General features: G+C 71.3%; 17 protein-coding genes and 10 pseudogenes. 16 read left to right on the forward strand and 11 right to left on the reverse strand.

All coding sequences use genetic code 11. From position 1 onward, the window contains the following. Positions 1-144: 144 nt before the first annotated feature. The 7 genes and pseudogenes from UG55_RS34060 to UG55_RS08610 form a co-directional block, all read right to left on the reverse strand. A complete protein-coding gene (locus UG55_RS34060) occupies positions 145-450 on the reverse strand; it encodes a hypothetical protein (RefSeq protein WP_242424016.1) in 306 nt (101 codons plus the stop codon). Between the two features lie 699 nt (positions 451-1,149). Beyond that, a pseudogene (locus tag UG55_RS34065) lies at positions 1,150-1,348 on the reverse strand (glutamate decarboxylase); the annotation flags it as partial. Between the two features lie 5 nt (positions 1,349-1,353). Beyond that, positions 1,354-1,657: pseudogene (locus UG55_RS34070) on the reverse strand (pyridoxal-dependent decarboxylase); the annotation flags it as partial. 1 nt (position 1,658) lies between these two features. Beyond that, positions 1,659-1,706: pseudogene (locus tag UG55_RS34075) on the reverse strand (hypothetical protein); the annotation flags it as partial. A gap of 1 nt (position 1,707) precedes the next feature. Continuing rightward, positions 1,708-2,483, reverse strand: a pseudogene (locus tag UG55_RS34080) (glutamate decarboxylase); the annotation flags it as partial. 215 nt (positions 2,484-2,698) lie between these two features. Beyond that, complete coding sequence (locus tag UG55_RS08605) at positions 2,699-3,829, reverse strand: PP2C family protein-serine/threonine phosphatase (protein ID WP_066065430.1); 1,131 nt, start codon at positions 3,827-3,829, stop codon at positions 2,699-2,701. 84 nt (positions 3,830-3,913) lie between these two features. Beyond that, positions 3,914-5,368, reverse strand: a complete 1,455-nt coding sequence (locus tag UG55_RS08610; RefSeq protein WP_066065434.1) for an amidase — start codon at positions 5,366-5,368, stop codon at positions 3,914-3,916. Positions 5,369-6,475: 1,107 nt separating this feature from the next. Here UG55_RS08610 and UG55_RS34085 point away from each other — a divergent pair. The 5 genes and pseudogenes from UG55_RS34085 to UG55_RS34095 form a co-directional block, all read left to right on the forward strand. Then, a pseudogene (locus UG55_RS34085) lies at positions 6,476-6,545 on the forward strand (GlsB/YeaQ/YmgE family stress response membrane protein); the annotation flags it as partial. Between the two features lies 1 nt (position 6,546). Next, a pseudogene (locus UG55_RS08620) lies at positions 6,547-6,781 on the forward strand (GlsB/YeaQ/YmgE family stress response membrane protein); the annotation flags it as partial. Between the two features lie 569 nt (positions 6,782-7,350). Next, the gene (locus tag UG55_RS08625) at positions 7,351-7,848 is read left to right on the forward strand and encodes a GNAT family N-acetyltransferase (protein WP_396230846.1); all 498 of its coding nucleotides are present in this window, start codon (positions 7,351-7,353) and stop codon (positions 7,846-7,848) included. Positions 7,849-8,079: 231 nt separating this feature from the next. Beyond that, positions 8,080-8,477, forward strand: a pseudogene (locus UG55_RS34090) (methyltransferase); the annotation flags it as partial. Between the two features lies 1 nt (position 8,478). Continuing rightward, positions 8,479-8,877: pseudogene (locus UG55_RS34095) on the forward strand (methyltransferase); the annotation flags it as partial. A gap of 48 nt (positions 8,878-8,925) precedes the next feature. Here UG55_RS34095 and UG55_RS08635 read toward each other — a convergent pair. Next, positions 8,926-9,849: a hypothetical protein gene (locus tag UG55_RS08635; RefSeq protein ID WP_128422906.1), complete on the reverse strand. Its 924-nt coding sequence runs from the start codon at positions 9,847-9,849 to the stop codon at positions 8,926-8,928. A gap of 609 nt (positions 9,850-10,458) precedes the next feature. Between UG55_RS08635 and UG55_RS34100 the strand changes: the two genes are divergently transcribed. The 6 genes and pseudogenes from UG55_RS34100 to UG55_RS08655 all read left to right on the forward strand — a co-directional run. Beyond that, a partial coding sequence (locus UG55_RS34100; RefSeq protein ID WP_255360452.1) for a hypothetical protein occupies positions 10,459-10,597 on the forward strand: 139 nt, incomplete at its 3' end. A gap of 1 nt (position 10,598) precedes the next feature. Further along, a pseudogene (locus tag UG55_RS34105) lies at positions 10,599-12,291 on the forward strand (SCO2524 family protein); the annotation flags it as partial. A 14-nt stretch (positions 12,292-12,305) separates the two neighbouring features. Next, positions 12,306-13,226: an SCO2523 family variant P-loop protein gene (locus UG55_RS08645; RefSeq protein WP_066065446.1), complete on the forward strand. Its 921-nt coding sequence runs from the start codon at positions 12,306-12,308 to the stop codon at positions 13,224-13,226. A gap of 92 nt (positions 13,227-13,318) precedes the next feature. Beyond that, positions 13,319-13,917, forward strand: a 599-nt coding sequence (locus UG55_RS34110) for an SCO2522 family protein (RefSeq protein WP_396230847.1), incomplete at its 3' end; no start/stop codon positions are given. A gap of 1 nt (position 13,918) precedes the next feature. Next, a pseudogene (locus UG55_RS34115) lies at positions 13,919-14,215 on the forward strand (hypothetical protein); the annotation flags it as partial. A 1-nt stretch (position 14,216) separates the two neighbouring features. Beyond that, positions 14,217-15,287, forward strand: coding sequence for an SCO2521 family protein (locus UG55_RS08655; RefSeq protein WP_066065452.1), 1,071 nt, complete (start codon positions 14,217-14,219; stop codon positions 15,285-15,287). A 17-nt stretch (positions 15,288-15,304) separates the two neighbouring features. Here the strand turns inward: UG55_RS08655 and UG55_RS08660 are convergent, their stop codons facing one another. Together UG55_RS08660 and UG55_RS08665 are read right to left on the reverse strand one after the other, a co-directional pair. Beyond that, a complete protein-coding gene (locus UG55_RS08660) occupies positions 15,305-15,874 on the reverse strand; it encodes a GNAT family N-acetyltransferase (RefSeq protein WP_066065456.1) in 570 nt (189 codons plus the stop codon). A 37-nt stretch (positions 15,875-15,911) separates the two neighbouring features. After that, positions 15,912-16,490 carry a hypothetical protein gene (locus UG55_RS08665; protein ID WP_083986588.1) on the reverse strand — a complete coding sequence of 193 codons (579 nt, stop codon included), beginning with the start codon at positions 16,488-16,490 and terminating at the stop codon, positions 15,912-15,914. Positions 16,491-16,671: 181 nt separating this feature from the next. Here UG55_RS08665 and UG55_RS08670 point away from each other — a divergent pair, with 181 nt between their 5' ends. Continuing rightward, on the forward strand, positions 16,672-17,700 hold the full coding sequence (locus tag UG55_RS08670) for an effector-associated domain EAD1-containing protein (protein ID WP_206779354.1): 1,029 nt from the start codon (positions 16,672-16,674) through the stop codon (positions 17,698-17,700). Positions 17,701-17,710: 10 nt separating this feature from the next. On the opposite strand, the gene UG55_RS08675 is transcribed toward UG55_RS08670, so the two are convergent. Further along, positions 17,711-18,052, reverse strand: coding sequence for a metallopeptidase family protein (locus tag UG55_RS08675; protein WP_066065466.1), 342 nt, complete (start codon positions 18,050-18,052; stop codon positions 17,711-17,713). Between the two features lie 181 nt (positions 18,053-18,233). On the opposite strand from UG55_RS08675, the gene UG55_RS08680 reads away from it, so the two are divergent. From UG55_RS08680 to UG55_RS08695, 4 genes are all read left to right on the forward strand, one after another. After that, positions 18,234-19,223 carry an NUDIX domain-containing protein gene (locus tag UG55_RS08680; protein ID WP_083986589.1) on the forward strand — a complete coding sequence of 330 codons (990 nt, stop codon included), beginning with the start codon at positions 18,234-18,236 and terminating at the stop codon, positions 19,221-19,223. 2 nt (positions 19,224-19,225) lie between these two features. After that, the gene (locus UG55_RS08685) at positions 19,226-20,383 is read left to right on the forward strand and encodes a hypothetical protein (RefSeq protein WP_066065469.1); all 1,158 of its coding nucleotides are present in this window, start codon (positions 19,226-19,228) and stop codon (positions 20,381-20,383) included. A 112-nt stretch (positions 20,384-20,495) separates the two neighbouring features. Continuing rightward, entirely contained in the window at positions 20,496-21,515 is a 1,020-nt protein-coding gene (locus UG55_RS08690) for a hypothetical protein (protein ID WP_066065471.1), read from the forward strand. Positions 21,516-21,553: 38 nt separating this feature from the next. Next, positions 21,554-23,005 carry an adenylosuccinate synthetase gene (locus UG55_RS08695; RefSeq protein WP_066065473.1) on the forward strand — a complete coding sequence of 484 codons (1,452 nt, stop codon included), beginning with the start codon at positions 21,554-21,556 and terminating at the stop codon, positions 23,003-23,005. Positions 23,006-23,435: the final 430 nt, after the last annotated feature.

The raw sequence follows: 23,435 nt of genomic DNA on the forward strand, positions 1-23,435 counted from the left end.
GCCGGTTCCGCCGCCGGTGGTCACCGGGGACCCGCCTGCCTTGGGGCTGTCTGTGGCCCCGGGGCAGGCGTTGGTGCCCGGTATGAGGCTGCTTGGCGACAACGTCCTGGTGACCAGGTCGCCGCGCGGTTCAGCGGGACGTTCTCACGACTGCTCGCGATCGGGGCGCTCGGCGGCCCGGGAGCGCACGCAGCTCGGCGTGGTGGGTGTGGTGGGCGCGGTGGGTGTGGTGGGCGCGGCGGCAGAGGCCGCAGCCGGTGCAGCGGTGGCAGGGCTGGTGGCCGGGTCGACGGCGACCCAGCGGCGAGCGTGTGAGGAAGCGGCGCCGAGATCCTGGAGCCGGCGCAGGCCGGCGGTCACTTCGGCGGGGGGCAGACCGAGGTCGAGCGCGAGGACCCGGGCGCGCACCGGGCGATCGGCCCGGGCCAGGGCCTCACGGACGGCGATCACAGTACGGTCGGCGCGGGTCGCCTTGTCCCGGTACCTGCGTTGCGGCTGGCGGGGGACATCACTGGTTAACCGGGTCTTAGCCTGGACAGCGGCCGTGGGAGAGGTCACAGAATGCACTGCATCACCTTTCTCGATTTCGCTTAACTCCAACAATGCCTAGTTTTGCGGCCGCCGTCATGGTGAGGTTCGCCGCGTCACGCTAAGTGTTTGCAAGAATACAACCTGCCGAATGGTGTGTTCGCTGTAACATCGCGACCTGTTCAGCGCTTCGCCGACGATGTGACCCGCGACCAGTCGTGTGACCCGCGCTACTCGGGCCGAGAGAGCCCACAGGTGCCGCCAGATCCCACCCGCAGTGGCTCTCACCCCGTGGTGAGCCGGTGGGAGCCGGTGGGAGCCCAGGGCGGGCGCCATCGCCCACCGCCGGGTCATCGGTGGCCCCACCGGGCCGCGGCCTGGGTTTTTCCTGAAAATTTCCTTTCATTCCGTGAAGAATTTCTCGGCTGCCGTGGCGGGTTGTCGGGGCGCCGACAGCTGTAGTTACTCCGGCGTCCCCGCACCCACCGGGTGTAAACCTCCGCGGCGCCTGGACGGCCTGCTGCGTCGCCATCTCGGCTCCTTCCGCGCAAGTCGGTACGTGGTTCGTGAACTGCGCATATTGCCTGGGTGTCTTCAGCGTGTCCGTGCTGGCAGCTGACTTCAGTGATGGAAGGCGGCCCCTTCCGCGGGGTCCCGCGCCGGCGGGCCACCTCGGCTCCCGAGCCGGCGGACCACCCGTTCGAGATCCTCCACCAGCAACTGCGCGAGGTCCCGGCTGAACTCCGGGCGGACGACGATCCGCAGCACAGTCAGGTCCGTCAGATTCGGCGGGAAGCGGTAGGCGGGCACCAGCCACCCTNGGGNCCGCAGGGCCTCGGAGACCTCGAAGACGCTGAAACCGGCCCCGTCCCTCGTCGTGAACGCGAACGCCGGGATGCCGGAGCCGTCGGACACCAGCTCGAACGGCCCCAGCTTGGCGACCTCGTCCGCGATCCATCGCGCGTTGTCACGGCACGTGCGGGCGCTCAGCTGATAGCCGGCGTGCCCGAGTCGCAGCAACGAGTAGTACTGGGCCACGACCTGTGCTCCGGGGCGGGAGAAGTTCAGGGCGAAGGTCGGCATCCGGCCGCCGAGATAGTCGACGTCGAAGACGAGATCGGCCGGAAGGNGCTGGACGTCCCGCCACACCACCCAGCCCACACCGGGGTACACCAGCCNGTACTTGTGACCCGAGGTGTTGATCGAGACGACTCGCTTCAGCCGGAAGTCCCAGCGCAGGTCCGGGTCGCAGAAGGGCGCGATGAACCCGCCGGACGCGGCGTCCACGTGGATCGGGACATCCGGGCCGCCCCGTTCGGCCAGCCGGTCCAGCTCCTGGGCGATCAACTCCACCGGCTCGTAGGTCCCGTCGAAGGTGGAGCCGAGAATGGCCACGACGCCGATCGTGTTCGCGTCGCAGTGGGCGACGGCCTCCTCCGGGGTCAGGTGGGTCCGCCCCGGCGCGAGTGGCACCAGGCGGGGCTCGACGTCCCAGTAGCGGGCGAACTTCTCCCAGCAGACCTGCACGTTCGCGCCCATGACGATGTTCGGGGCCGGTGGCGCGCCGCCCGGCGCCCCGCCGCCGCGGGTTCCGCCGTTCTTCCGGGCGGCGCGCCACCGCCGCAGCATGGCCAGGCCGGCAAGCATGCAGGCCTCGGATGACCCGGTGGTCGAGCACCCGATGGTGTTGCTGGCGTCCGGGGCGTGCCAGAGATCCGCGAGCATGTTCACGCAGCGGGACTCCAGCTCGGCCGTCTGCGGGTACTCGTCCTTGTCGATCATGTTCTTCGAGGCGCACTCGGCCATCAGCAGGTTCGCGTGGTCGTCCATCCAGGTGGTCACGAACGTCGCCAGATTCAGCCGGGCGTTCCCGTCCAGCATCAGTTCGTCGTGAACGAGCTGGTAGGCGGTTGCCGCCGGCATCGACGAGCGCGGCAGGCGATAGCGCGGGACGGNGCTGGCCTCGTCCGGGATCACGAGCTGAGGTCGGATCGCGACGGTCTGTCCGACCCGCTCACCCTTTGCCTGGCCATGCAGCGCCATGGACGTCCCTCCTGCCGGCCGTCTCCGGTGTCGCCAAGAGTCTGCGACCCGGCAAGCAATTACGCCAGGTGACGTACCGAGTATGGAGAGTGATGATTGGTGGGGCGTCGGCCGCGGGGCCGGTCGATCAGTCCGTCGAGAGCACCGTCGCCCGCCTGGCCGGTTCCGCCACCGGCACCGCCGCCCCGGCCAGGCCCGGGCTGGGCGACAGCGGCTTCGGCGCCAGCCGCTCCACGAGCAGCAGCGCGAGATCGTCGTGGAGGTTCCCGCCGACGTGGCCGGTCAACGCCCTGGTGAGCTGGTCGAGTGCGACCTCCGGCGAGATCTCGCGCAGCAGCTCGACGTGCCGCTCCAGCGGGAAGAAGGCCCGGGCGCCGTCCCGCGCCTCGATCAGGCCGTCGGTGAAAAGCAGCAGGCGGTCACCGATCTCCCAGCCGGCGGTCGTGGTGGCGAACCGGTCGCCGAGCCCGAGCGGCGGGGACGACGGGCAGGCCAGCGCGGTCGCCGTCGACGTGCCGACGAGCAGCGGCGGGTGGTGGCCGGCCGAGCACAGGCTGAGGCGGCCATCCGGATGGATGTCGACCATCAGCGCGGTCACGAAGTCCTCCGGGTCCGCCTCCCGGCTGACCGACCGCGCGCAGGCGGCCGCGACCTGCTCCTGCTCCAGCCAGGTGACCGCGGCCTCCCGGAAGGCGCCGAGCACGACAGCCGCCAGCCGCACGGCGGGCAGGCCCTTGCCGCGCACGTCGCCGATGATGATGCGGATCGTGTGCGGCGTCGCCACCACCTCATAGAGGTCACCGCCCACCGACGCCTCCTTGGCGGCGGAGAGGTAACGCGCGGCGAACCCGGCGCCGTGCAGCGTCGCCGGCACCTCGGGCAGCAGCGCCCGCTGGGCGACCTCGGCGACCGCCCGCACCTGCCTGAGTTCCGAGCTTCGCCGCCGGCGGTGGACCGACAGGTACACCGCGACCGCGGCCTGCGCGCCGACCAGCACACAGGCCGCGATGTGCTGCCCATCGCCGAACCGGTGGTCCCACAGCCCGGAGGCGACCGCGATTATCTCACAGAACAGCCCGAAACACAGCGTGATCACGGGGGAACAGGTCACGGCAGCCACCAGGACGCCGAGACCGAAGTAGCCGGTCGTGGCCAGATCCGTGGCCGCGCCGACGGCGATCCCGGCACCGAGGACGAGCAGGCCGGCCGTGAGCGGGTCGGTGAACCGCCTGATCCGGAGTATCGCGCTGGTGAGCATGTGTCATTGTCCCGGGCGGACCGGCGCTGTCAGGCCGGGACCTTCGTTTTCGTCGCCACCGGACGGGGCGGCGGGTGGAACCGTTCAGACGGATGTGGACGTCGTGAGCTGGCCCGGCCGCCGGGTGTGCCACTGTTCGACGTCCTCCAGCTCGGCGGCCAGGGAGATCAGCGGCCCCTCGCAGCCGGCTGCCCCCATCAGCTGGGCGCCGACCGGCAGCCCCGCCGGTGTCAGGCCCGCCGGGACGCTGATCGCCGGCCAGCCCAGGACGTTCCACGGCCAGGCATACGGGCAGGCCGCGACAATCGCCTGGTCGGTCTCCCAGTTCGTCGCGCGGTTGAGCTCCCCGATCCGCGGCGGCGGTACGGCGGTCGCCGGTGCGAGCAGGACGTCCACCCTGCGGAAGATGCGGCCGACGTAGGCCCGCGCGGGGCCCTCGATCGCCCGGGCCGGCCCGAGCAGCGGCCGTAGTGCCCGGCCGTTGCGGGCGTTGGCCAGCGTCCGCGGATCGAGAAGCCGGGGATCCGGGACGCGGCGGGACCAGTCCCGGATGCCGTCCATCGACCGGGGGAGGAAAAGCAGCCCGAGCAGCCCGTAGGCCGGGTCGGCCGGCACCACCTCGTGCCCGAGCCCGGCGAGCACCTCGGCGAGCCGTTCGACGGCGGCCTGGACGGCCGGATCCAGCGTGGCCGGCACGCCGCTGTACGGAACCCGCAGTGACAGGCCGATCCGCAGCCGCGGCGGCGGTCGCTCGGCCGACCGCGCGAACGACTCCGCCGGCGGCGGCGGCTGGTCCCGGTCCACCGGCAGGCTCCCGCTCAGCAGGTCCAGCAGCAGTGCGCCGTCGGCGACGGTGCGGGTGAGCGGGCCGAAGACGGTCAGCCCGTTGAACTGCTCGCGGACGGGCGCGCTGGAGATCCGCCCGCGCTGGGGCTTTATGCCCACGAGATGGGTCCAGGCGGCTGGAATGCGGACCGAGCCGGCGCCGTCCGACCCGATCGCCGCGGGAACCAGCCCCGCGGCGACCGCCGCCGCGGCGCCACCGGACGACCCGCCGGGCGAGAAGTCGAGATTCCACGGATTGCGCGTGCAGCCGAAGGCGGAGCCCTCGGTGAACGGCCACTGCCCGAACTCGGGAGTGTTCGTCTTCCCCACGATGACGGCGCCGGCCGCCCGCAGTCGGCGGACCATCTCACAGTCCTCGGTCGCCGGTGGGAAGTCGCCGGCGGCGCCGAACGCGGTCGGCAGACCGGCGATGTCGGTGTCGTCCTTGATGGCGATCGGGACGCCGAGCAGCGGAAGCCGCTCACCGGCGTCGAGCCGGCGGTCGGCCTCCTCGGCCTCCCGCAGCGCCTGCTCGGCCCGCAGGACCCGGAAGGCGTTGAGCGTGCCGGCGGTGTCCTGGATGCGCTCGAGGGAGGCGGCCACGAGCTCGCGCGAGCTCATGTCGCCGGCGACCAGGCGGCGGGCGAGATCCCGCAGGCTGTGAAGCCCGTCGGGCCGGCCGTCGTCAGTCCACAGTTCCGCGGTACCTGACATCAGCTACCTCCTGGACGCGTCACGCGCGGCGGGAGCCCTGGAGGAACGGTAGCCGACACCGGTGGTCCGCTCCCCGCCGTCGCCGGACCTGTGGATGTCTGGGGCGAATGTCGGGTAGCGCCGTGGCCGGTGGCAGCGCCCGGCCGGGCGGGCGGCCCAGTGAGATCCATGCGGTTCGTCGCTATACCACGAAAGGTCGGGTTATCCGAGACATCCGCGGGTAGTCGGGGCAGCAGACGCGTGCGGANAGCTCAGGAGTCGCCGTCGGTTCCGGCACGCGACGATCGCGAACCCCGCCGAGGAGGACGACAGGATGAACGAGGGCACGAACAGCCGACGCACGGACACAACCGCTCCGGACCCGGTCAGGCCGGATCCGGTCAGGCCGGACCCGGTCACCGCGGCTACGGCCACCCGGGTGGATCCGAACGGCCACATCGACCACCCCACCCCCACCCCCACCCCTGCCCCCGACGGCACTGACGGCACTGGTGGCACTGGCGGCCCGGATCTCCGTCAAAAGATCAACGACCTCACCGCCGGGGTCGCCCCGCACGTCGCGGCGGCCTCGGAGAAGACCCGGGAGGCGGCGGGCAAGGCGGCCGAAGTGGTCCGGGAGAAGGTGGGCCAGAGCCCTGCCGTCGCCACCGCGACCGAGAAGACCGTCGAGGCCAGGGACAGGGCGCTCGGCACCGTTCGGGAGCAGCTCGACCAGCACCCGCAGGTCGCGGCGGCGGCCGAGCGGACCGCCGCGACCAGCGGGAAGGCGGCCCGGAGTGCGGGGGAGCAGGCCCGGCGGCATCCTGGCGCCACTGGCGGAGCCGCGTTCGGCGCGGCGGCGCTGCTGGTGCTCCGCCGCACCCTGCGCCGGCGGAAGGCGGCGAAGGCGGCGAAGGCGGCGAGCACCGGCTGACTGTCGGTACACGCGTCCGTCGGGCCGCCGGCCCCGCCGGAGCGCCGCCGGGGTTCATGCCAGGCGCGAAACCGCCACAAAATGGAGTCGGCCGGGCCGCTCCGGCATCAAAGTGTTTATCAGGAGATTCCTCGGGAAGTAACACCTCAGCCGCTCAGGTCAGGCAAGTCACCTCAGTAAGGGAGAATCCGCTGATGCTCACGTTCATTATCGTCATGATCCTGCTCGGTCTTATCGCCGGCGCGGTCGCGCGGCTGGTTCTCCNGGGGCGGGATCCGATTGGAATCCTCGGCACCATCGGTATCGGGGTTCTGGGTTCCTTTGTCGGGGGTTTCCTCGGCTACCTCATCTTCGGCAAGGACCCCGGTGAGGGCGCCCTGCAGCCGTCCGGTGTGATTGGCTCCATCATCGGTGCGATCATCGTGCTGGCCATCTGGCGCTCCGTCAACGGCCGCGGCCTCTCCCGCACCCCGCACAGCCGCCGGTACGCCCGCCGGTAAGTGCGCTGAGCTGGCTGTTCGGGTCGCCTCGGCACGAGGTGGCCGACGATTGCCCGCCAAGGTCACGTTTCTACCGAAACACCCCGAGGCCGCTGGTCCCGAGTTCGTACTCGGGACCAGCGGCCTTGCTCTTTCTGTCGTGCGGGATGGGGCCGGCGCGGAAATCAGGTGCGGCGGGCGGGTCCGGTCAACGTGTCGTCATCGGGTCGGCGCCCCGGGCCGCGGGGACCCGTAACCAGGGGGCGGAAAACCTCCGGCGGGACCCCGGGTGAGTGGCGGACGGCCCGGCCCGGCGCCGGCCGTCGAACCCCTCTCGGCGTACGACCAGCGGCAATGCGCAAATGTCGGCTGAAATTTCCCGTTCGGGGTCCGGAAGGGCCTTCGTGCGGCATCCTGTCTGTATGGCTCCATGCTGCCACCGACTCGACTCGGGTCGGCTGAGCAGGCCTGGTGTGCCGTGGGACTCCGCCATTCCGCGATCTTGACACCTCCGCCAGGAACGCCGCGGACGAGTCGCCGATGACGACATNGAGAGGTCGCTGGAGCAGCCCAGAGGAGGGTCGATTCACGTGGTCACACTGCGAAGCGTCCGGCTGGAAGACCTGCCGGCGCTCGGCACCCTTGACCGGAACATCTTTGGTGACCTCGCCTACCCGTACTTCGTGCTTCGGCAGATCTTCGACGTGCATCAGGAGGAGATTCTCGTCGCGGACGACCACGGGGTGCTGCTGGGCTATTCGCTTGCGGTGCCGTCAACCGGTTCGCCCAGCGATCTCGCGCACTATCTGGCTCTCGGCGTGCGGGCCGAGGACCGTGGCCGGGGTGTCGGTCGGAGCCTGGCGGAGGAGACCCTCTCCGGTCTGCGCAGCCGTGGTGTGCGCTCCGTCCGCCTGGCGGTGGACGCCGCGAACACCGTGGCCGTGAAGCTCTATTTATCGCTCGGCTTCACCCCGGCCGGGTACGAGCCGCAGTATTACGGCGAGGGCCAGCCGAGAATCGTCCTCGATCTGAACCTGCTGGCGCCGCGGTCCGCGAACCACCGTGTCTCGGAGCTGGCCAGGGAATGAGCAGGCGACTGACACCTCCCGGCACCCTTCCTCGCCGTGAACCCTGCTCCGGGACAAGCCTTCACCGCATGGACGACAATAGTGAAAATATCGTCTCAACTGATGGGCGCGACGCGCCGGCGGGCCGCGGGGCTCGAGCGGCCACGGGCGGGCGAGTGGACCTTCAAGGCTACACTNGGGGGAACATGACGTGCCGTGTGGCAGCGGTACGCAACCCGGGCGGGAGAAGACATGCAGGTGCAGCAGGAATCGCAGATCATCGAGAATGCTGACCCGCAGTGGGACGATTTCGACCCGGAATCGTACAGAAATGACAACTACCGAGCTCTCCGGGAGGACGACCGGATAATCCTGGAGGGCGTGCGGGACTTCTTCGCGGAGAATGCCGCGCGTGTGGCTGCCGGCCGGCCGCTGCGCGGGCTCGACGTGGGTACCGGCAGTAACCTGTACCCGGCCCTGGCCATGCTCCCGTGGTGTCGGCAGATCACACTCGTCGACTACTCCGCGAGCAACGTCGCCTGGCTCCGCCGTGAAGTCAGCTCCTACGGCCCGACGTGGGACCAGTTCTGGGCGGTGCTCCGCCGGGAGCCCGCATACGAGGCCGTTCCGGACCCCCGCCGAGAGCTGGCNGCCCGCGCCGAGGTCAGACAGGGAAGTGTCTTCGACCTCCCCCGGCACGAGTGGGAGATCGGGACGATGTTCTTCGTCGCCTGTTCGATATCGCAGCGGCAGGCCGAGTTCCAACGGGCCTCCGAGAACTTCCTGGCGGCACTCGTGCCCGGTGCGCCCTTCGCCATGGCCTATATGGAGAAGTCGCACGGCTACACCGTCGGTGGTATCGCGTTCCCCGCCGTGTCGCTGGACAAAGACGAGATTCTCGGGAGCCTGGCGGGCCGGGCCCACGGCGTCCGGGCGAATCGCATCGTGGTCGAGGAGATGCTGCGTGAGGGCTATGAGGCGATGATCCTGGTCACCGGGCACACGGCCGCCGATTCCGCCGACCCGGCGGAACCCCGGACGAAGGCCTGAGGCGGGCGGTGCGGCGGGTCCCGTGGCGGACCGCCGCCGGTAGGCGGCTCACAGCCGGGGGTCAGTGAGGTCCGGGCGCATGGCCTCCGCCCAGAGACGGGCGAACTGGTCCGACCGCTCGGCCAGATGGTCTCGCCTCGAACGAAGCGTGGTGGTCAGTCCGTCCACGCCGGAGGACATCTCGTAGCTGACCTCGTCGTCGAACAGGATGAAGTCGTCCATCATGGCCTGCGGCCCGCTGAGAACGCGGACCTCGATGCCATGCTGGTGGTGCACCAGGCAGGTTTGAAGAAACTCCGGGTGGGCGATCGCGCGCGGCGCGGGGAGGACGAAGATCCGGCGGACCGTGACCCGCCGCTCCACGGCCTTCTGCTGCTCCTTGAGGTAGTTCCGGCCCAGTTGGCTCGCCCAGAACCCTTTGCTGAAGCTGCGTGGCCCGCCATCGACCGCGGCGGTGCTGATGGCGCGGATCTGTGACCGCGCACAGCGGGTGAGCTCAAGCAGCCAGTCGCGATCCTCGCCCGGGTAGTCCGCCACCCCGTTGCTGAGCCCGACCAGAAGTTCGGTGACGGCCCGGGCCTCCTCAAGCGCCAGCCGGCCGACGAGGGGAGAGGGAGCGGTCAGGGTCGTCACACGCTCCAGGAGAGCCGAGATCGGTCGTTCCGGAGCCCCTATGCTGCCTTCCAGCTCCTCCACGCTCTCCATGAACCGCATTGCGTGGTCCACCCGCTCCAACCGGCTGTCCACGCCCTGCCGCAGCTCCCTCATCTCCCCGGACAGATCACCCACCAGCCGTTCATGCTTCTCGCCGAACTCGACGAGCGCCTGGACGACGAAGACGACCCCGGCGAGAAAGAAGCCGATCTGCACGGCGCCGGCGGTCGACGCGTCGGAAATACGGGCGACCGCGACGGACACCGCGCCGGTAAGCACTGACACGACTATTTTGCGCAGGATCGGGTGGATGGTCACGATGATCCCTTCGGGGCTGAGGAACCCGGCCGCAACCGGTTGCCAGCGGACATCACGGAAACCCGGCACACGGCGGAGGCCGTGCACGGCCCGACGTTTTGCGCCTGCTTGTCGCCGGTTGCACATTCAGTGGGTAGCAGATTGCGTCGGCGTGAAGGCCGACAGAACTCGTGGTTCCCGCGGCGGCCGCCGCCCGCCGCGGGCCGTCGGTCCTGCTGGCTGCGGCTGTTGTCGGTGATGGCGGGTGGGGCCGCCCGCGGCCAACCGTGTCTTCTTCGCGACGGCCGGACTCGCGGCGGGCGCGTCTCGACGGGGGCGCCTTGCCGTGGTCCGGGAACCGGGGTCAGGTATGGCGCGGCATGGGCAGCTGTCGGTGTTGCGTGCCGTTGGTGTCGGTGCCGCCGATATGCGGAGTTGCCCCGGTGGGATCCCGACAGATATCGGTTTCTGTTGTCGAAAGCTTCCCGATATGAAACTGGCTGATCGCGTAAGCTCGCGTCGGCACGGGGTGTCACGGTCTTAGTCCGTCAGTACGTTGACCGCCGCCNCTGATCCCGTCGAAACTTGACCGAGCTCGCGGATCCAGAAGAGGGGGTGTCAGGATTGGAAGTGCGACCGCGGCAGCTCCTCCTGGAGATGTGGAGAGCCGTCGCTGAATACTCGTGCGCGGAGGGCGCGTGGAAGTTCGGTGGGCGGATCGAGCGGAACTCCACCAGCGACGCCGAGCAGCTGCTCTGCCTCATGTACCNGGCCTACCAGATAGCCGGAATGGGGTTCGCCACGCCGGATGAAACGGCGAAGGACGTGTCGGCGGCGCTCGACCGGCTCGGTGACCCGCGCCAGATCCCGCAGGTCCTGGCGCGGGCGCTGACCGACTATCTGACGCGCTACACCGACGACGAGGGCTCCCCGGTGTTCGCGGGTGGCTCCTACCTCCGGGCGCTGGACGAGAGCGACACGCTGACCCCCGACCAGCAGGCTCTCGAGATCGTCGACTCGTTCTCGATGTCCATCACGCTCTCGCTGGGGATCCTCGGCTTCGTGAAGGAGTTCCGGCCCTCGGTGCGCCGGCAGAGCCTGCTCGACGAGCTGCGGGCGTTGGAGACCGCCGCGTCGCATCGGCTGACGGCCGCCATGGTGGGTATTCTGCGGAGCTTCACGGTGCGGTCCTTCTCGGCGGACTCCGAGGAAGGGCGGATCCTCCGCGACCTGGTCAACACCGACGAAAGGCCACAGGAAAGGGTTCTCGAGGAACTCCGCGAGGCCCTTGTCCCGACCCGTACGGCGCTGCGTGAGCTGCGGATGGGTGTGGAGTTCGCCGCCGCCGACCTCGTCGAGGACGACAGCCTGCTGTTCGAATGCGGCTGGTCCTGGGGAATCGTCCGGGATGCCCCGACGGTCGATGCGGCGACCCCGAGAATCAGCCAGGCGAAAGGCGTCGCCGAGGCGAGGCCGGCGCTCTACTTCACCGTTGTCGCCCTCGACGGCATCGTGGACCTCTTCTCGGAGCGGACCCGCCGGCTCGGGCTCATCACCCCGGAGCAGGAAGGGCTGGTCGGGGCGCTGGAACTGCGCCAGAACCTGACCCGGAACTACTGGTCGACGATCGCGCGCCTCGGCGGCAGCCGCTGGGCGGTCGAGGAGATCCCCTGGCGGGGCGGCGGCCACGGGCTTGACGAAGGGCCTGAGACGGACCATCACACGCTCCTCGTCACCTCCATCACGGTCGACGCACTGGCCGAAGAGCGTGCGCGGGATGTGGAGATCGCGCGGGTCGCCAGGATTCTTGAGGAGCTGGCCACCCGGGGCCGCGTCACCCGGCGCGCCCGGCTACGGGAGCCGGCGATCGCGCTGCACCTGCCGGGCGTCCGTATCGAGCTGGCCGGCGCGGAGGACCTCGGCCCGCCGATGGCCTGGTCCGCCACGGACTTCTCGACGGCGTTGCTCAAGCGGGTCGCCCGGACGGCGGGCATCACCCGGGACAGTGCCCTTCGGGACAGGCTGCTGACGCTCGCGGACGAGATCTGGTCGCGGCATCTGCAGCGCCGCCAGATTCTCGACGGCCCGGGCGTGATGCTGTGGGACGACCTCAGCGCCATCTACCGGCTGCCACGGCTCGACATGGAGCCTTCCTGGTACTTCACCGAGCGGGTGATGGAGTCGCTGGTAGCCGTCGCGGCGGTCTCCGCGACGCGCCCCTACAGCGGGCGGCTGGCGGACCTGGCGCTGGACATGCTGGTCGAGGCCGACCATCTGCATGCCGCCGAGCTTCTGCGGGTGTCGCCGACAGCGGCCCTGCCCGCCCGGAACCAGCTGTATGGCATCGGCGCCAACCTGCGCCGCGCGCGTGATCTGCGCGAGCATCAGCCCGCGACGGCGGTGGCCATCCTTCAGGAGGCGTTGCGCGATCTTGAGGCGCTCGCCCTCGCGCGGCGCGGCTGATCGGCTGGTGATTCGTGATCATATTCGCGACTTCGGACAAGGGCGGAACCGGCCGCTCCGTGACGAGCTGCAACGTGGCCTATCGGCGGGCGATACAGGGGAGCGATGTCTGCTACCTCGACTTCGACTTCGGTTCACCCACCGCGGGCTCGATCTTCGGGGTCGAGACGGTGGGCCAGGGCACGCCCGGCGGCAGCGGGCTGCACAGCTATCTGGCCGGCCGGGCCGCCGAGGCCGAGCAGGTCGACGTGTGGACCCAGTCGCGCCTCGGCGGACGGTGGTCCAAACCGCTCGGTGCCGGCCGGCTCGCCCTCCTGCCCGGCGACATCGGCGGCGGTGAGTTCCCGGTCGACGAGGAGATGGTCCGTCGTTGCGGAGATCTCTTCCTGCGCCTCGACGAGGAGTTCGAGCTGACGCTCGTCGACCTCAGCGCGGGCAGGTCCTACGCGACCGAGATGGTCCTCAGAGCCACCGCCGACCCGGTGATCGCCGAGAAGGCCGCCCGCTGGCTGGTGTTCCATCGGTGGACCCGGCAGCACATCGTCGCCGCCGCGGGCCTGGTCTACGGCCCGCAGGGCATTCTGGACACCGGCACAGGCTGTGGGCACAAACGACAGCGGTTGGAGGAGAACATCCGCTTCGTGCGAACGGCGGTGCTGGAGCCCGACTCATCCCAGCTCGCCGGCCTGCGGCCGGAGCAGTCGGTGTGGCTCCAGGCGTACAACACCGATCTGCAGAAGCTCGCGGGAAAGCTGCGCCTGGGCAGCAGCCTCATGCTCGGCGCGACTCCGCTGGATCCGGTCCTGCAGTGGCGCGAGCAGATCATTGTCGAGGATGACATCTCGACCACCCGGATCGCCAACAAGGAGACCGGGCACGCGTTCGAGGAGCTCGCCAGGCGGCTCACCGACGACGCTCTGTGGGAGGGGCTCTGAGTCGCGTGGAACCTGAATCCGCCGTCCGGGCGGTGTTCCGGGAGGCCACCGCCGCCGAACGCACGGTCGAGGTGCCGCTGGCGCACCTGTCGGTGGAGCTTGGGCATTTCTATCCGGAGGACTTCCAGGGCGGGGCCGAGGCACTGGTTCGCCAGTTCCGCCGGATCACCCCGTGGGTTGACCGGGCGCGCCTGGCCGCCCTCGGCGGCGTCCGGGACGACGGCCTCCGAGTGAGCACCTGCCTGCTGGTGGACGACTACTCGGAGCGCGAGGCGCTGCCGCCGCCGAGCACCGTCGTGCCGGAACTGCTCGCCGCCGCCGAAGCCTGCGGCCTGGTCATCGACTACATCGCGCGGGAGTCCGCGTGCGCGGACGAGGGGCGGTTCGCGCTCGCCCCGATGGTCGAGCGGGTCCTCATCCCGGATCCGCCCTATGGGACGAACGGGTCGCGGCCGCCGGTGCACGAGAGCGGATGGTTGTGCAACGGTTCGCGGTCGCCGGCCACCACCGGACTCCCCGCGATGGGGGCCGCGACGTCCTGGAAGCCGCCGCGCGAAAATGCGTCCCGGCGCCATTCGGTATTCCTGGACGTAGAACTGAGAGATGACTCCGGTGAGACCGGCCCGAGATGGTCCTGTGCTTTTCTCGCGGCGATCTGGCAGTTGCTGAGGCTGGGTCTGCTGCGGGCGCGNGGGGAATCGGTCGTCAGCCCCGTCGTGGTTTCTCCGGGGGATCTTCCGGACCGCTGGGAGGAGTTCCCGGATATCGCCCAGATGTCATCGAGGGCGCCCGCCTTCTGTGCTTACCGTACGTTTTCCGTGCTCGACACGACGTACCTGCCGGTCGAGCACGCGGTGCGGGTGATCCTCGGCCAGGTCGGAGTCGATCCGCAGGCGTTGGACTCCTCCGTCCGCAGAGCCCGGCGGGAGGGGATCGAGCTGCCGACCGAGCCGGTGGAGCGCCTTTCCTACCTTTTCCTGAGCCGCTGAGATGCCGCCGTCGGCGGGTTCCGCCCGCTCGCGGGCCCACCGGGCGGTGGGCCCCTCGGGCGAACTGGATGTTCTGGTCGGAGAGGTCCGCACGACCCTTCTACAGAACTCGCACCAGGCCAGCACCGACATGGTGGCGAGGCTGCTGGATCTCGACCCGGCCAGCCGGGTGCGCACCGCGACGCGGCCGTTCGCGCACGCGGTGTCACCGGAAGCGCGGACCGGCGTGCACTGTCCGCTGGCCACCGGCTCGGGGATCTCCGCGGACGGTGTGGGGACGGTCCTCGCCCGGGCGTCGATCACCGGCGGTGTCGTCCTGCAGGCCTCGGCCCGGGCGCGCCTCGTCCGCGCGGCCGCCGAACGCAGACAGCCCTGGGCTCACCACATGGCGAACCCCGGCGTCATCGAGGTGGTCGGCCGCAGCGGCGAGGACGACCTGGCCGCGGGTTTCCTCCAGAAGGCGCGCCAGGCATCCGCCACCGGCCAGGGCCCGTCCCCGCTCGACCTGGGCTCGGTGGGAAGCCGGCTTCTGGACCGGGTGCAACGTATGCCGTACATCGACCGGGTACCCATGCTGCGGGCCCGCCGGACGAGGCTGCGCTTCGCCGTCACCTGGCCGGCGCCGGACCCGTCCAGGCCGGAGCCGGCGGGCCTGGACATCGAGTTCATCGTGCACGACGAGACCGCACGGACGCTGCGGCTGCGGCTGCCGCCGTCGATGCGCGATCCGGACGCGGTGCTGGTCGCCTGCGAGGACCTCGCCCTGCACGACTGGCTGCTGTCCACGGTCGCCGTGCTGGTGGAGAACAGCCGCATCGGCGCGGATCCGGCGGCACAGGTGGTGGCGCGGGTCCGGCCCGCCATCGACCACCTGCTCCATCTGTGGATGCCAGGGGCGAAGGTCGCCGAGAACCTGGCCGAGGTGTGGGCCGCACTGGAGCGCCGCCCCGGGTTCTCGAACCAGTGGTCGAGCCTTCGCGGACAGATCCAGAACCAGCTGCTGCTGGCCATCCTCGAAAAGCCGGAAGCTGGACCGGCGCGCGCCGCCGCCGCTTTCCGGGAGCGGAACTGACGGACCCGCCCGGTGTGTCAGGGCGCGCGGGTGGGCGGCGGCAGGAATCGGTGCATGACGTAGAGATCCACATCGCCCTGCCAGGGGTGGCGGAAGGCGGCGGGCAGGGTGCCGACGACGCGGAAGGCGAGCGACCTCCACAGGGAGACCAGGCGGGTGTTCGCCGCGACCACCGCGTTCAGCTGCATCGCCCGGTACCCGAGATCGGCGGCGTGCTCGACCATCGCCTCGCCGGCGGTCCGGCCGATGCCCGGCCCGCCGGACGAGCCGTAGCCGCCGGGCCCGAAGGCGCCGCCGCCCAGGTTCACCAGGGCGGGGTCGATCAGCAGCTGGGCCAGCGCCACATGGTTGCCGAGATCCGGCTGGCTGGGCACGAGCTGGGCGGTGGCGACCACCCGGGTGTCGGCCGGACCGTCGTCGACCTCCATCACCAGCACGGCGGCGGGCGGTGGCAGCATCCACAGCTCGCGCGCGGAAGGCTCGTCGGTGTCCGGGTCCCACATGCACGTCTCGCCCTCGGCGACGACCGCCTGCCACAGCGGCCAGATCGCCGGCCAGTCGTCCTCCGATGCCCGACGTGTCCGCACATGCCGATCCTGCCTGTCAATGTGCGGTAACGCGGCCTCAGCTCTCGGCGGCGGGGGCGCGCCGAACGGTGAAACCCGTGCATCCGGCCAGCCCGCGGAAGCCACCGTCGATGCTGTCGGGTGTGCCGGGTCGGGGTGTGCCGATGAGATTGACCATCTCGTAGCCGCTCGGCCGGCTCACCCATTCGCGGCCGTCGAGCGCGATCCGGCCGTCCCGCACGGCGCCCTCCATGGTGAAGGACCCGCGCGGAACGGACGGGTTCTCCGGCACGGGGAAGAAGTCGAAGGTGGCGGCGAGGGCCTCGGGAGCGCTGCCGGTGATCCGCAGGGAAAGGCCGGTGATCCCCTGCGAGCAGAAGTAGGTGCCCTGCCAGACCCCGGTCACCAGCACGCCGGAAACGACGGGGCCGGAACCCGGCGCCGACGCAGGCGCCGCCGGGGCACCCGTACTGCCGGTGTTCCCCTTGTGGCCGGTACCCGCCGAAGGCGCGGTCGTCGAGGCCGCCGCCGGCCGCCCGCCGGAAACCCCCGCAATACCGGCCCCGTCGGCGGCCGGCGGGGTGTCCTGCTCCCCGCAGCCGGCGAAAAGCATGAGCCCGGCGAGAAGAACGGCCAAACATCCCGTGTTTTGGCGGCTTCTTGTGGTGTGCCGCATTCAGTTCGGCTCCTGTCGGGTCAGGGTGTGGGTCGCGCCCGGTGGGCTGGACGAACCGGGTGCCGAGGTCGGGATAGTACCGGGTCGGGTGTCGCCCTAGCATTGTGCTCGAAGCGGTCGGTCCGGGCGCTCCGGGCTGTTCGTGGAAGCTGGTACGGTGCTGGCCGCGGGACGAATGCAGGCCGTCCCGCCGCCACCGGGCAGGGGGGCCATGGTGAGTTTCCTTTCCGATTCCGAGCTGCGGGAACTGTCGAAGGTCTACCATCGGGGCAACATCGCGAGCTCGCTGCTCCGCCGTGCGGGTATCGCTCGTAATGTTCAGCCGGTGTTCGACTCGACCTCCCTGGATTTCTGGCGGGCGGTGGACGAGTCGCTCGCCGACGGCAGGGTGGGGCCGGAGGTCGCCGGCCGGATCCTGGCGCTCGCGCGGGAGGAGTACCCGGGGAATCCGGTGTTCGCCGGAGCGGGTGGAGGCACCCCGCGGCCGCGGAGCGACTCGCAGAGTTCCGGTGCGTTCCCGGTGATGGGGGCGATCATCGTCGTGGACGCGGTGGGCTTCAGCAAGAACGGGGCGCTCATCCACCTGGAGTGGCGCCAGGGCCTGCGTGCCGTCACCGCCAGGGCGCTGGCGGCGACCCCGATCCCGGCCGAGCTGGTGCATTTCAACGACCGGGGCGACGGCTTCATGGCGGTGGTGGACGGGCAGATCCCCGTCTACACGGTCGCGGCCGACTTCGTCCGCGAGCTGGAGACCACGCTGGGGGAGTACAACCGCGGCCGCAATGACCTGGGTCGGGTCCGGCTGCGGATCGCGTTGCATCAGGGTCAGGTGTTCGTCGACGGCACCGGGCTGTCGGGTACGCCCGCGATCGACGCGGCGAGGCTGGTCGACGCACCGCAGGTGCGGGCGGTGCTGCGGCAGCACCCGGAGCTCCACAGCGCGCTGATCGTCTCGGACCTGCTTTTCCGGTCGACCGTCGTCGAGCGGTTCCGCGGGCTGGCTCCCGAGGATTTCGACCGGGTCGACGTGCACATGGAGAAGTACGAGGGCGTCGCCTGGCTCCGGCGGGAGGCCACGGTCGGTTCCGGGCCTGCCGGTTCCGGGCCCGCCGACGGGTCCGGTGTGGTCTCGACGCCCGTCCCGAACGGACTGCGTCCTGGCGGGGGGTGAGGGCGGGGGCTCAGCCCCAGCCGAGCTCGTGCAGGCGGGCGTCGTCGATCCCGAAGTGGTGCGCGATCTCGTGCACCACAGTGATCCGGACCTCCCGCACGACCTCCTCCTCCGACGAGCTCATGGCACAGATCGGTAGCCGGAAGACTGTGATCCGGTCGGGTAGCACGCCGCTGTACCAGTCGCCCCGCTCGGTGAGCGGCACGCCCTCGTAGCGGCCGAGAAGTCCCTCCGTGGAGTCGTCCTCGACGAGGACCGCCACGTTGCGCATCTGCCGCCCCAGCTCGGGCGGCAGGCTGTCCAGTGCCGCGACGACGAGTTCCTCGAACCGCTCCGGGGTGACGGTGACCACGCCTCCATCCTGCCGTGCGCGGGCCGTTCACCTGTCGTGTGGCGGACGTGGTGAGAGCTGGTCTCCGGGTTGTACCGCCGGTCCGTCCGAAGTTAATCTCACTTACAGAAAATCTCGTTCTGAGATGAACCCGGTCAGGTGTCGGGAACTCCCGGGCCGGCCAGGGGGAGGGCGGTGAGGAATGGCGGAGATCGACAGTGCCACGGCATGGCCGCGGCCGGGTGTCGGCTACGACCCGCGCACCTACGACCCGCGGGCCTTCGATCCCGTCGCGGTCACGGTGGATGTCGTCGCGTTGACCATGCGGGCCGGCCAGCTCCACGTACTGCTGGTGCGGCGCGGGGAGGAGCCGTTCGCCGGCCGGTGGGCACTGCCCGGCGGGTTCGTCCGCCCGCGGCGGGACGACGACGGGCGGACCTGGGAAGAGGACCTGTCGGAGGCGGCGGGCCGGGAGCTGGTCGAGGAGACCGGCCTGACGGCCGTCGAGGAGGGCCGAGTGGAGGGCCGCGAGGCCGGTGGCGCGACGGCCGGTGGCCCCGAGCCCGCGGACCGGCGGCCCCGGCTGCCGCGTCCGGCCCGCGTGCACCTCGAGCAGCTCGGCACCTACGGCACCCCCGGCCGGGACCCGCGAATGCGGGTGATCTCCGTCGCCTACCTGGCCTTCGCGCCGGATCTGCCCGACCCGACCGCGGGCGGTGACGCGGCGGCGGCGGCCTGGCTGCCGCTGCGCACGGCCCCGGGCCGTCCGGTCTTCAGCCCGTCCGCACTCGCCGTGCCGGCATTCGACGTGGTCCGGCTCGACGACCTGGCGTTCGACCACGGCCGCATCCTCGCCGACGGGATCGAGCGCGTCCGTTCCAAGATCGAGTACACGCCGCTGGCGACGGCCTTCGTCGGCGAGCAGTTCACCATCGCCGACCTGCGTGAGGTCTACGCCACGGTGTGGGGCCGGGCGCCGCACGCGGCGAACTTCCACCGCAAGGTCCTCTCGGTGCCGGGCTTCCTGGAGGACACCGGCGCCATGACGGAACGCGGTGGCAGCCGCGGCGGCCGGCGGGCCCGGCTGTACCGGGCGGGCCCGGCGCGGCTCCTGCACCCGGCGCTGCTGCGGCCGTCCGGGCCGGAGCCGGGCCCCACCGCCGGTCCGCCCGAGGCCGGGAGCGGTGCGTAGCCATGACCGAGCCCGCACCGTCCAGCCTGGACGAGGCGTTGAGCCTGCTGCTCGGCGTACCGTCCGAACCCGGCCGCGCGGACCTTCTCCGGGTGTTCGGCCCCGGGCCGGGAGTGGCCGGCTACCGGCGGCTGGCCCGGCTGGTCCACCCCGACCGGGTGCCGGCCGCCAGATCCGGCGTCGCGACCGCCGCTTTCCTGCGGCTGAGTGACCTGTGGGGCCGCTACCAGCGCGGGCAGGATGCGCCGCCGGTCGCACCCGCCGCCGGAGGCGAGACCGTGATCCGGACCAGACGGCACATCCACACCCTGCTGGCCGCCCGCCGCGGCAGCGGAGCCGAGGCCCGCGACCGGCCCGCAGGTGGGGTCGTCGAGGGTGACGTGGCCCTGCTGCACCCGGCCGAATGCCGGCCGGTGGCGGGCGGGGAGGCTCAGGGAGCCTTCCTCAAGATCCCGCGCTCGGCGGCGGACAACGACCTCATGGAGCGCGAGGCCGCTGCCCTGCAACGGCTTGCCCGCGTCGGTGACCAGCGGTTCGCCGCCTACGTGCCGCGGCTGGTCGAGTCGTTCCCGCACGCTCCGGCCGGTGCCGTCGCCGGGCGGGCATCCGCGCCGGCGCGGCGGGTCAACGTGATCGGCCGCCTCGACGGATTCCTCTCGCTGGCCCGCGTCCGCGCGGCCCACCCCCGGGGGGTCGACGCACGTGACGTCGCGTGGATGTGGCGCAGGCTGCTGGTGGCCCTCGGGTACGCCCACCGGGCCGGGGTGCTGCACGGCGCGGTCGTCCCCGGCCACGTGCTGGTCCATCCCGAACAGCACGGACTGGTGCTGGTCGACTGGTGTTACAGCGGCACGCCGGGCGAGTCGCTCATTCCTGCCCTGGTACCGGGGTTCGAGGCGATGTACCCGCCGGAGGTGCCGGCGCGGCGGCCGCCGGACGAGTCCACCGACATCTATCTCGCCACCCGTTGCATGACCTATCTGCTCGGTCCGGACACCCCGGCCCAGCTGAGGCGGTTCGCCGACGGCTGCACCCTGCCGTCCGCGGCGCGCCGGCCGCACGATGCCTGGCGACTGCTCGCCGAACTGGACGAGGTGCTGGAGCGCCTGTTCGGCCCGCGGCGCTTCAGGCAGTTCCGCATGCCCCCGGTGGGGGTGTGACGCGCGTCCCGCGGTCACGGGGGGCCGCGGGACGCGCGCTGCGGGCGCCGGGGGAGGGCCCCGGCGAGACCACGACGAAGAGTTGTTCGATTCCGAAAGGCGGAGATCCGAGATGGGCAGCGGAAACTGGTCGACGGACGTGTATGCGGCGGCGGCGGGCTATCGGGCCCGCAGCGGCGCCAGCGCCTTCCAGTACAGCGACTCGATGCGGGCGAGCAGGCCCCGGCGCGCCTGGAAGGCGCATCCGGACCTCGACCCGAAGCAGGTCACGACGCGGGAGAGCCGGGACAGCGACGAGCATCCCGAGACCCTGGCGATCGCCGTCCTGTTCGACGTGACCGGGTCGATGCGCCAGGTCCCGCGCACCCTCCAGACCCGGCTGCCCGAGCTGTTCGGACTGCTGCTGCGCAAGGGCTACGTCCGGCACCCGCAGATTCTGTTCGGTGGCATCGGCGACGCGACGTGCGACCAGGTGCCGCTGCAGATCGGGCAGTTCGAGTCGGACAACCGGATGGACAGCCAGCTCGGGGCGATGATGCTGGAAGGTGGTGGCGGCGGCCAGAAGCGGGAGTCCTACGAGCTGGCCATGTACTTCATGGCCCGGCACACCTCGCTCGACTGTTACGAGCGGCGCGGCCGGCGCGGCTACCTGTTCATCATCGGCGACGAGCTGCCGTACGGCCAGGTGGCGCCGGACCAGGTCGCCGCCGTGATCGGTGACCGGCTGGCGGAGCGCCTGCCGGTTACGGCGATCGTCGCCGAGCTGGAGCGTCGCTACAACGTCTACTTCATCCTCCCCTCCGGGACGTGTCACGCCGGTGATTCGGAGGTGGTCGCGACCTGGCGCCGGCTGCTCGGCGAGCGGGTACTGGAGCTGGACGACCTCGACGCGGTCTGCGAGACGATCGCCCTGACGATCGGGCTGAACGAGTCGGCCATCAGCCTGGACGAAGGGCTCGACCACCTGCGGGACGTCGGTGCCCAGGCGGCGGTGCCGAGCGTCGGGCGCGCGCTCGCGCGGTACTCCCGCGCGGTGGCGGACCGCGACGGCCGCGCGGTGGTCACCCACGGCTCGGGTGCGTTCGACGCCTGGGTCGCCGCTGCTGACGGCCCCGGCGTCGCGCGCCTGTGAGCTGCGGAGGGACGCCTGTGACCTGGGGAGGAACCGCCATGGCGGTGCCCGCGGAGCACGTCATCGTCGTCGACCTGGGCTTCGGCGACGCGGGGAAGGGGACGGTGGTCGACTGGCTGTGTGCCCGGGCCGGAGCCCGTTCCCGGAACGGTGCCGGTGCCGGTGCCGCTGGGCGGGCGCCGGCGGTGGTGCGCTTCAACGGGGGGGCGCAGGCCGCGCACAACGTCGTCACCGACGACGGCCGGCATCACACCTTCGCCCAGTTCGGCTCGGGGAGTTTCACCGCCGGCTGTGTCACGCATCTGGCCCGCACGATGCTGGTCGACCCGTTCGCGCTGGTGGCGGAGGCCGCGCACCTGGAGTCCGTCGGCGTGCCGGACCCGTTCGCCCGGCTGACGGTGGACGGGGACGCGTTGCTCACCACTCCCTACCACGCGGCGGCGAACCAGGCCCGTGAGCTGGCCCGGGGCACGGGCGCGCACGGCTCGTGCGGGATGGGCGTCGGGGAGGCGGTGTCCTACGCGCTGGCCCGGCCGGCCGCCGCGCCGCGGGTCGCCGACTGCACGAGCCCGTCCCGCCTGCGCCGGCTGCTGCGCGAGCTGCGGGACTGGCTGCTCACCGAGCTGGCGGGGCTCGCCGAGCTGGCGGGGCTCGCCGGACCCGCCGCGCTCGCCGGTTCCGCGGAACCGGCCTGGTCGCCCCTGCTGGCCGGGCTGCCCGCGGTGGAGGACTGCGCGACGGTCCTCGCCGCCTTCGCCCGGGCGACCCGGATCGTGGACAGCTCATGGCTGCGGGTGCTGTGTGACCGCGGGCCGGTGGTCTTCGAGGGGGCGCAGGGGGTGCTGCTCGACGAGTGGCACGGCTTCCACCCGTACACGACCTGGTCGACGACGACGCCGCGCAACGCCGAGGAGCTGTTGGCGGAGGCCGGCCGGGGCGGGCAGGCCTGGCGGCTGGGTGTGGTCCGCGCCTACACCACCCGCCACGGGCCTGGGCCGCTGGTGACGGAGAACGCGGAGCTGACCGCCGCGTTGCCGGACGTCCACAACGGGACCGGCAGGTGGCAGGGGCCGTTCCGGGTGGGCCACTTCGACGCGGTCGCGCACCGGTACGCCGCCGAGGTGGCCGGTGGGGTGGACGCTGTCGCGCTGACCCACCTGGACGTCGCCGAGCGCAGACCGCTGGAGTTCTGCGACGGGTACCGAATCGACGGGGCGACCGTGCGCCGGCTGGCCGCCGGGCCCGCGGCCGGCCCTGGCGGCGGGGCTGCGGCCGGGCCCGGCGGCGATCTGGAACGGCAGGCGGCGCTGACCCGGCGGCTCGCGCGCGCCGAGCCGGTGCTCGGCGCGCGGCCCGCCGCCGGTGACTGGCCCGATCTGGTGTCCGAGGTGCTTGCCGCACCGGTGACGCTGGTCTCACGCGGCCCGCGCGCCGCGGACAAGCAGGTGCGCCCGGCTCCTGGCTGTCAGCCAGTAGCCGTCAGCCAGTAGCCGTCAGTGCNGCGGACCCATGCAGTCCTTGCACCGCTCACTGAGGATGGACAGGAGCTCGACCGCCTTGATCGAGGCGTCCCGGACCTTGGCGAGGTCCTGCGAGGAGTTCAGGCGGAGCAGCGCCGACTCCGCGCCGTCGGTGGCGCCCTCGCTGAGGGCCTCGACGATCTCCGCCGCCGGGGTGCCGTACTGGTACAACAGGACCTGCTTGTCCTGGTAGGAGGGCAGTTCGGCGGGGAGATGGCCGAGACCGACTCCGGCCAGTTTCCGGCTGAGTATCTGTCGTACATTGGTGCCGAGCCGGCCGTAGCCGCCGATCTCGCGCAGGACTGCCATGTCGATGCGATAGACACCATTGTTGCCGACGACCGCGGTGCGCAGTTCTTCCCATGTGATGGGCGAGCCGGACCAGGCGTCGACGGCCTGA

Source organism: Frankia sp. EI5c, assembly GCF_001636565.1.
Lineage (GTDB): Bacteria > Actinomycetota > Actinomycetes > Frankiales > Frankiaceae > Parafrankia.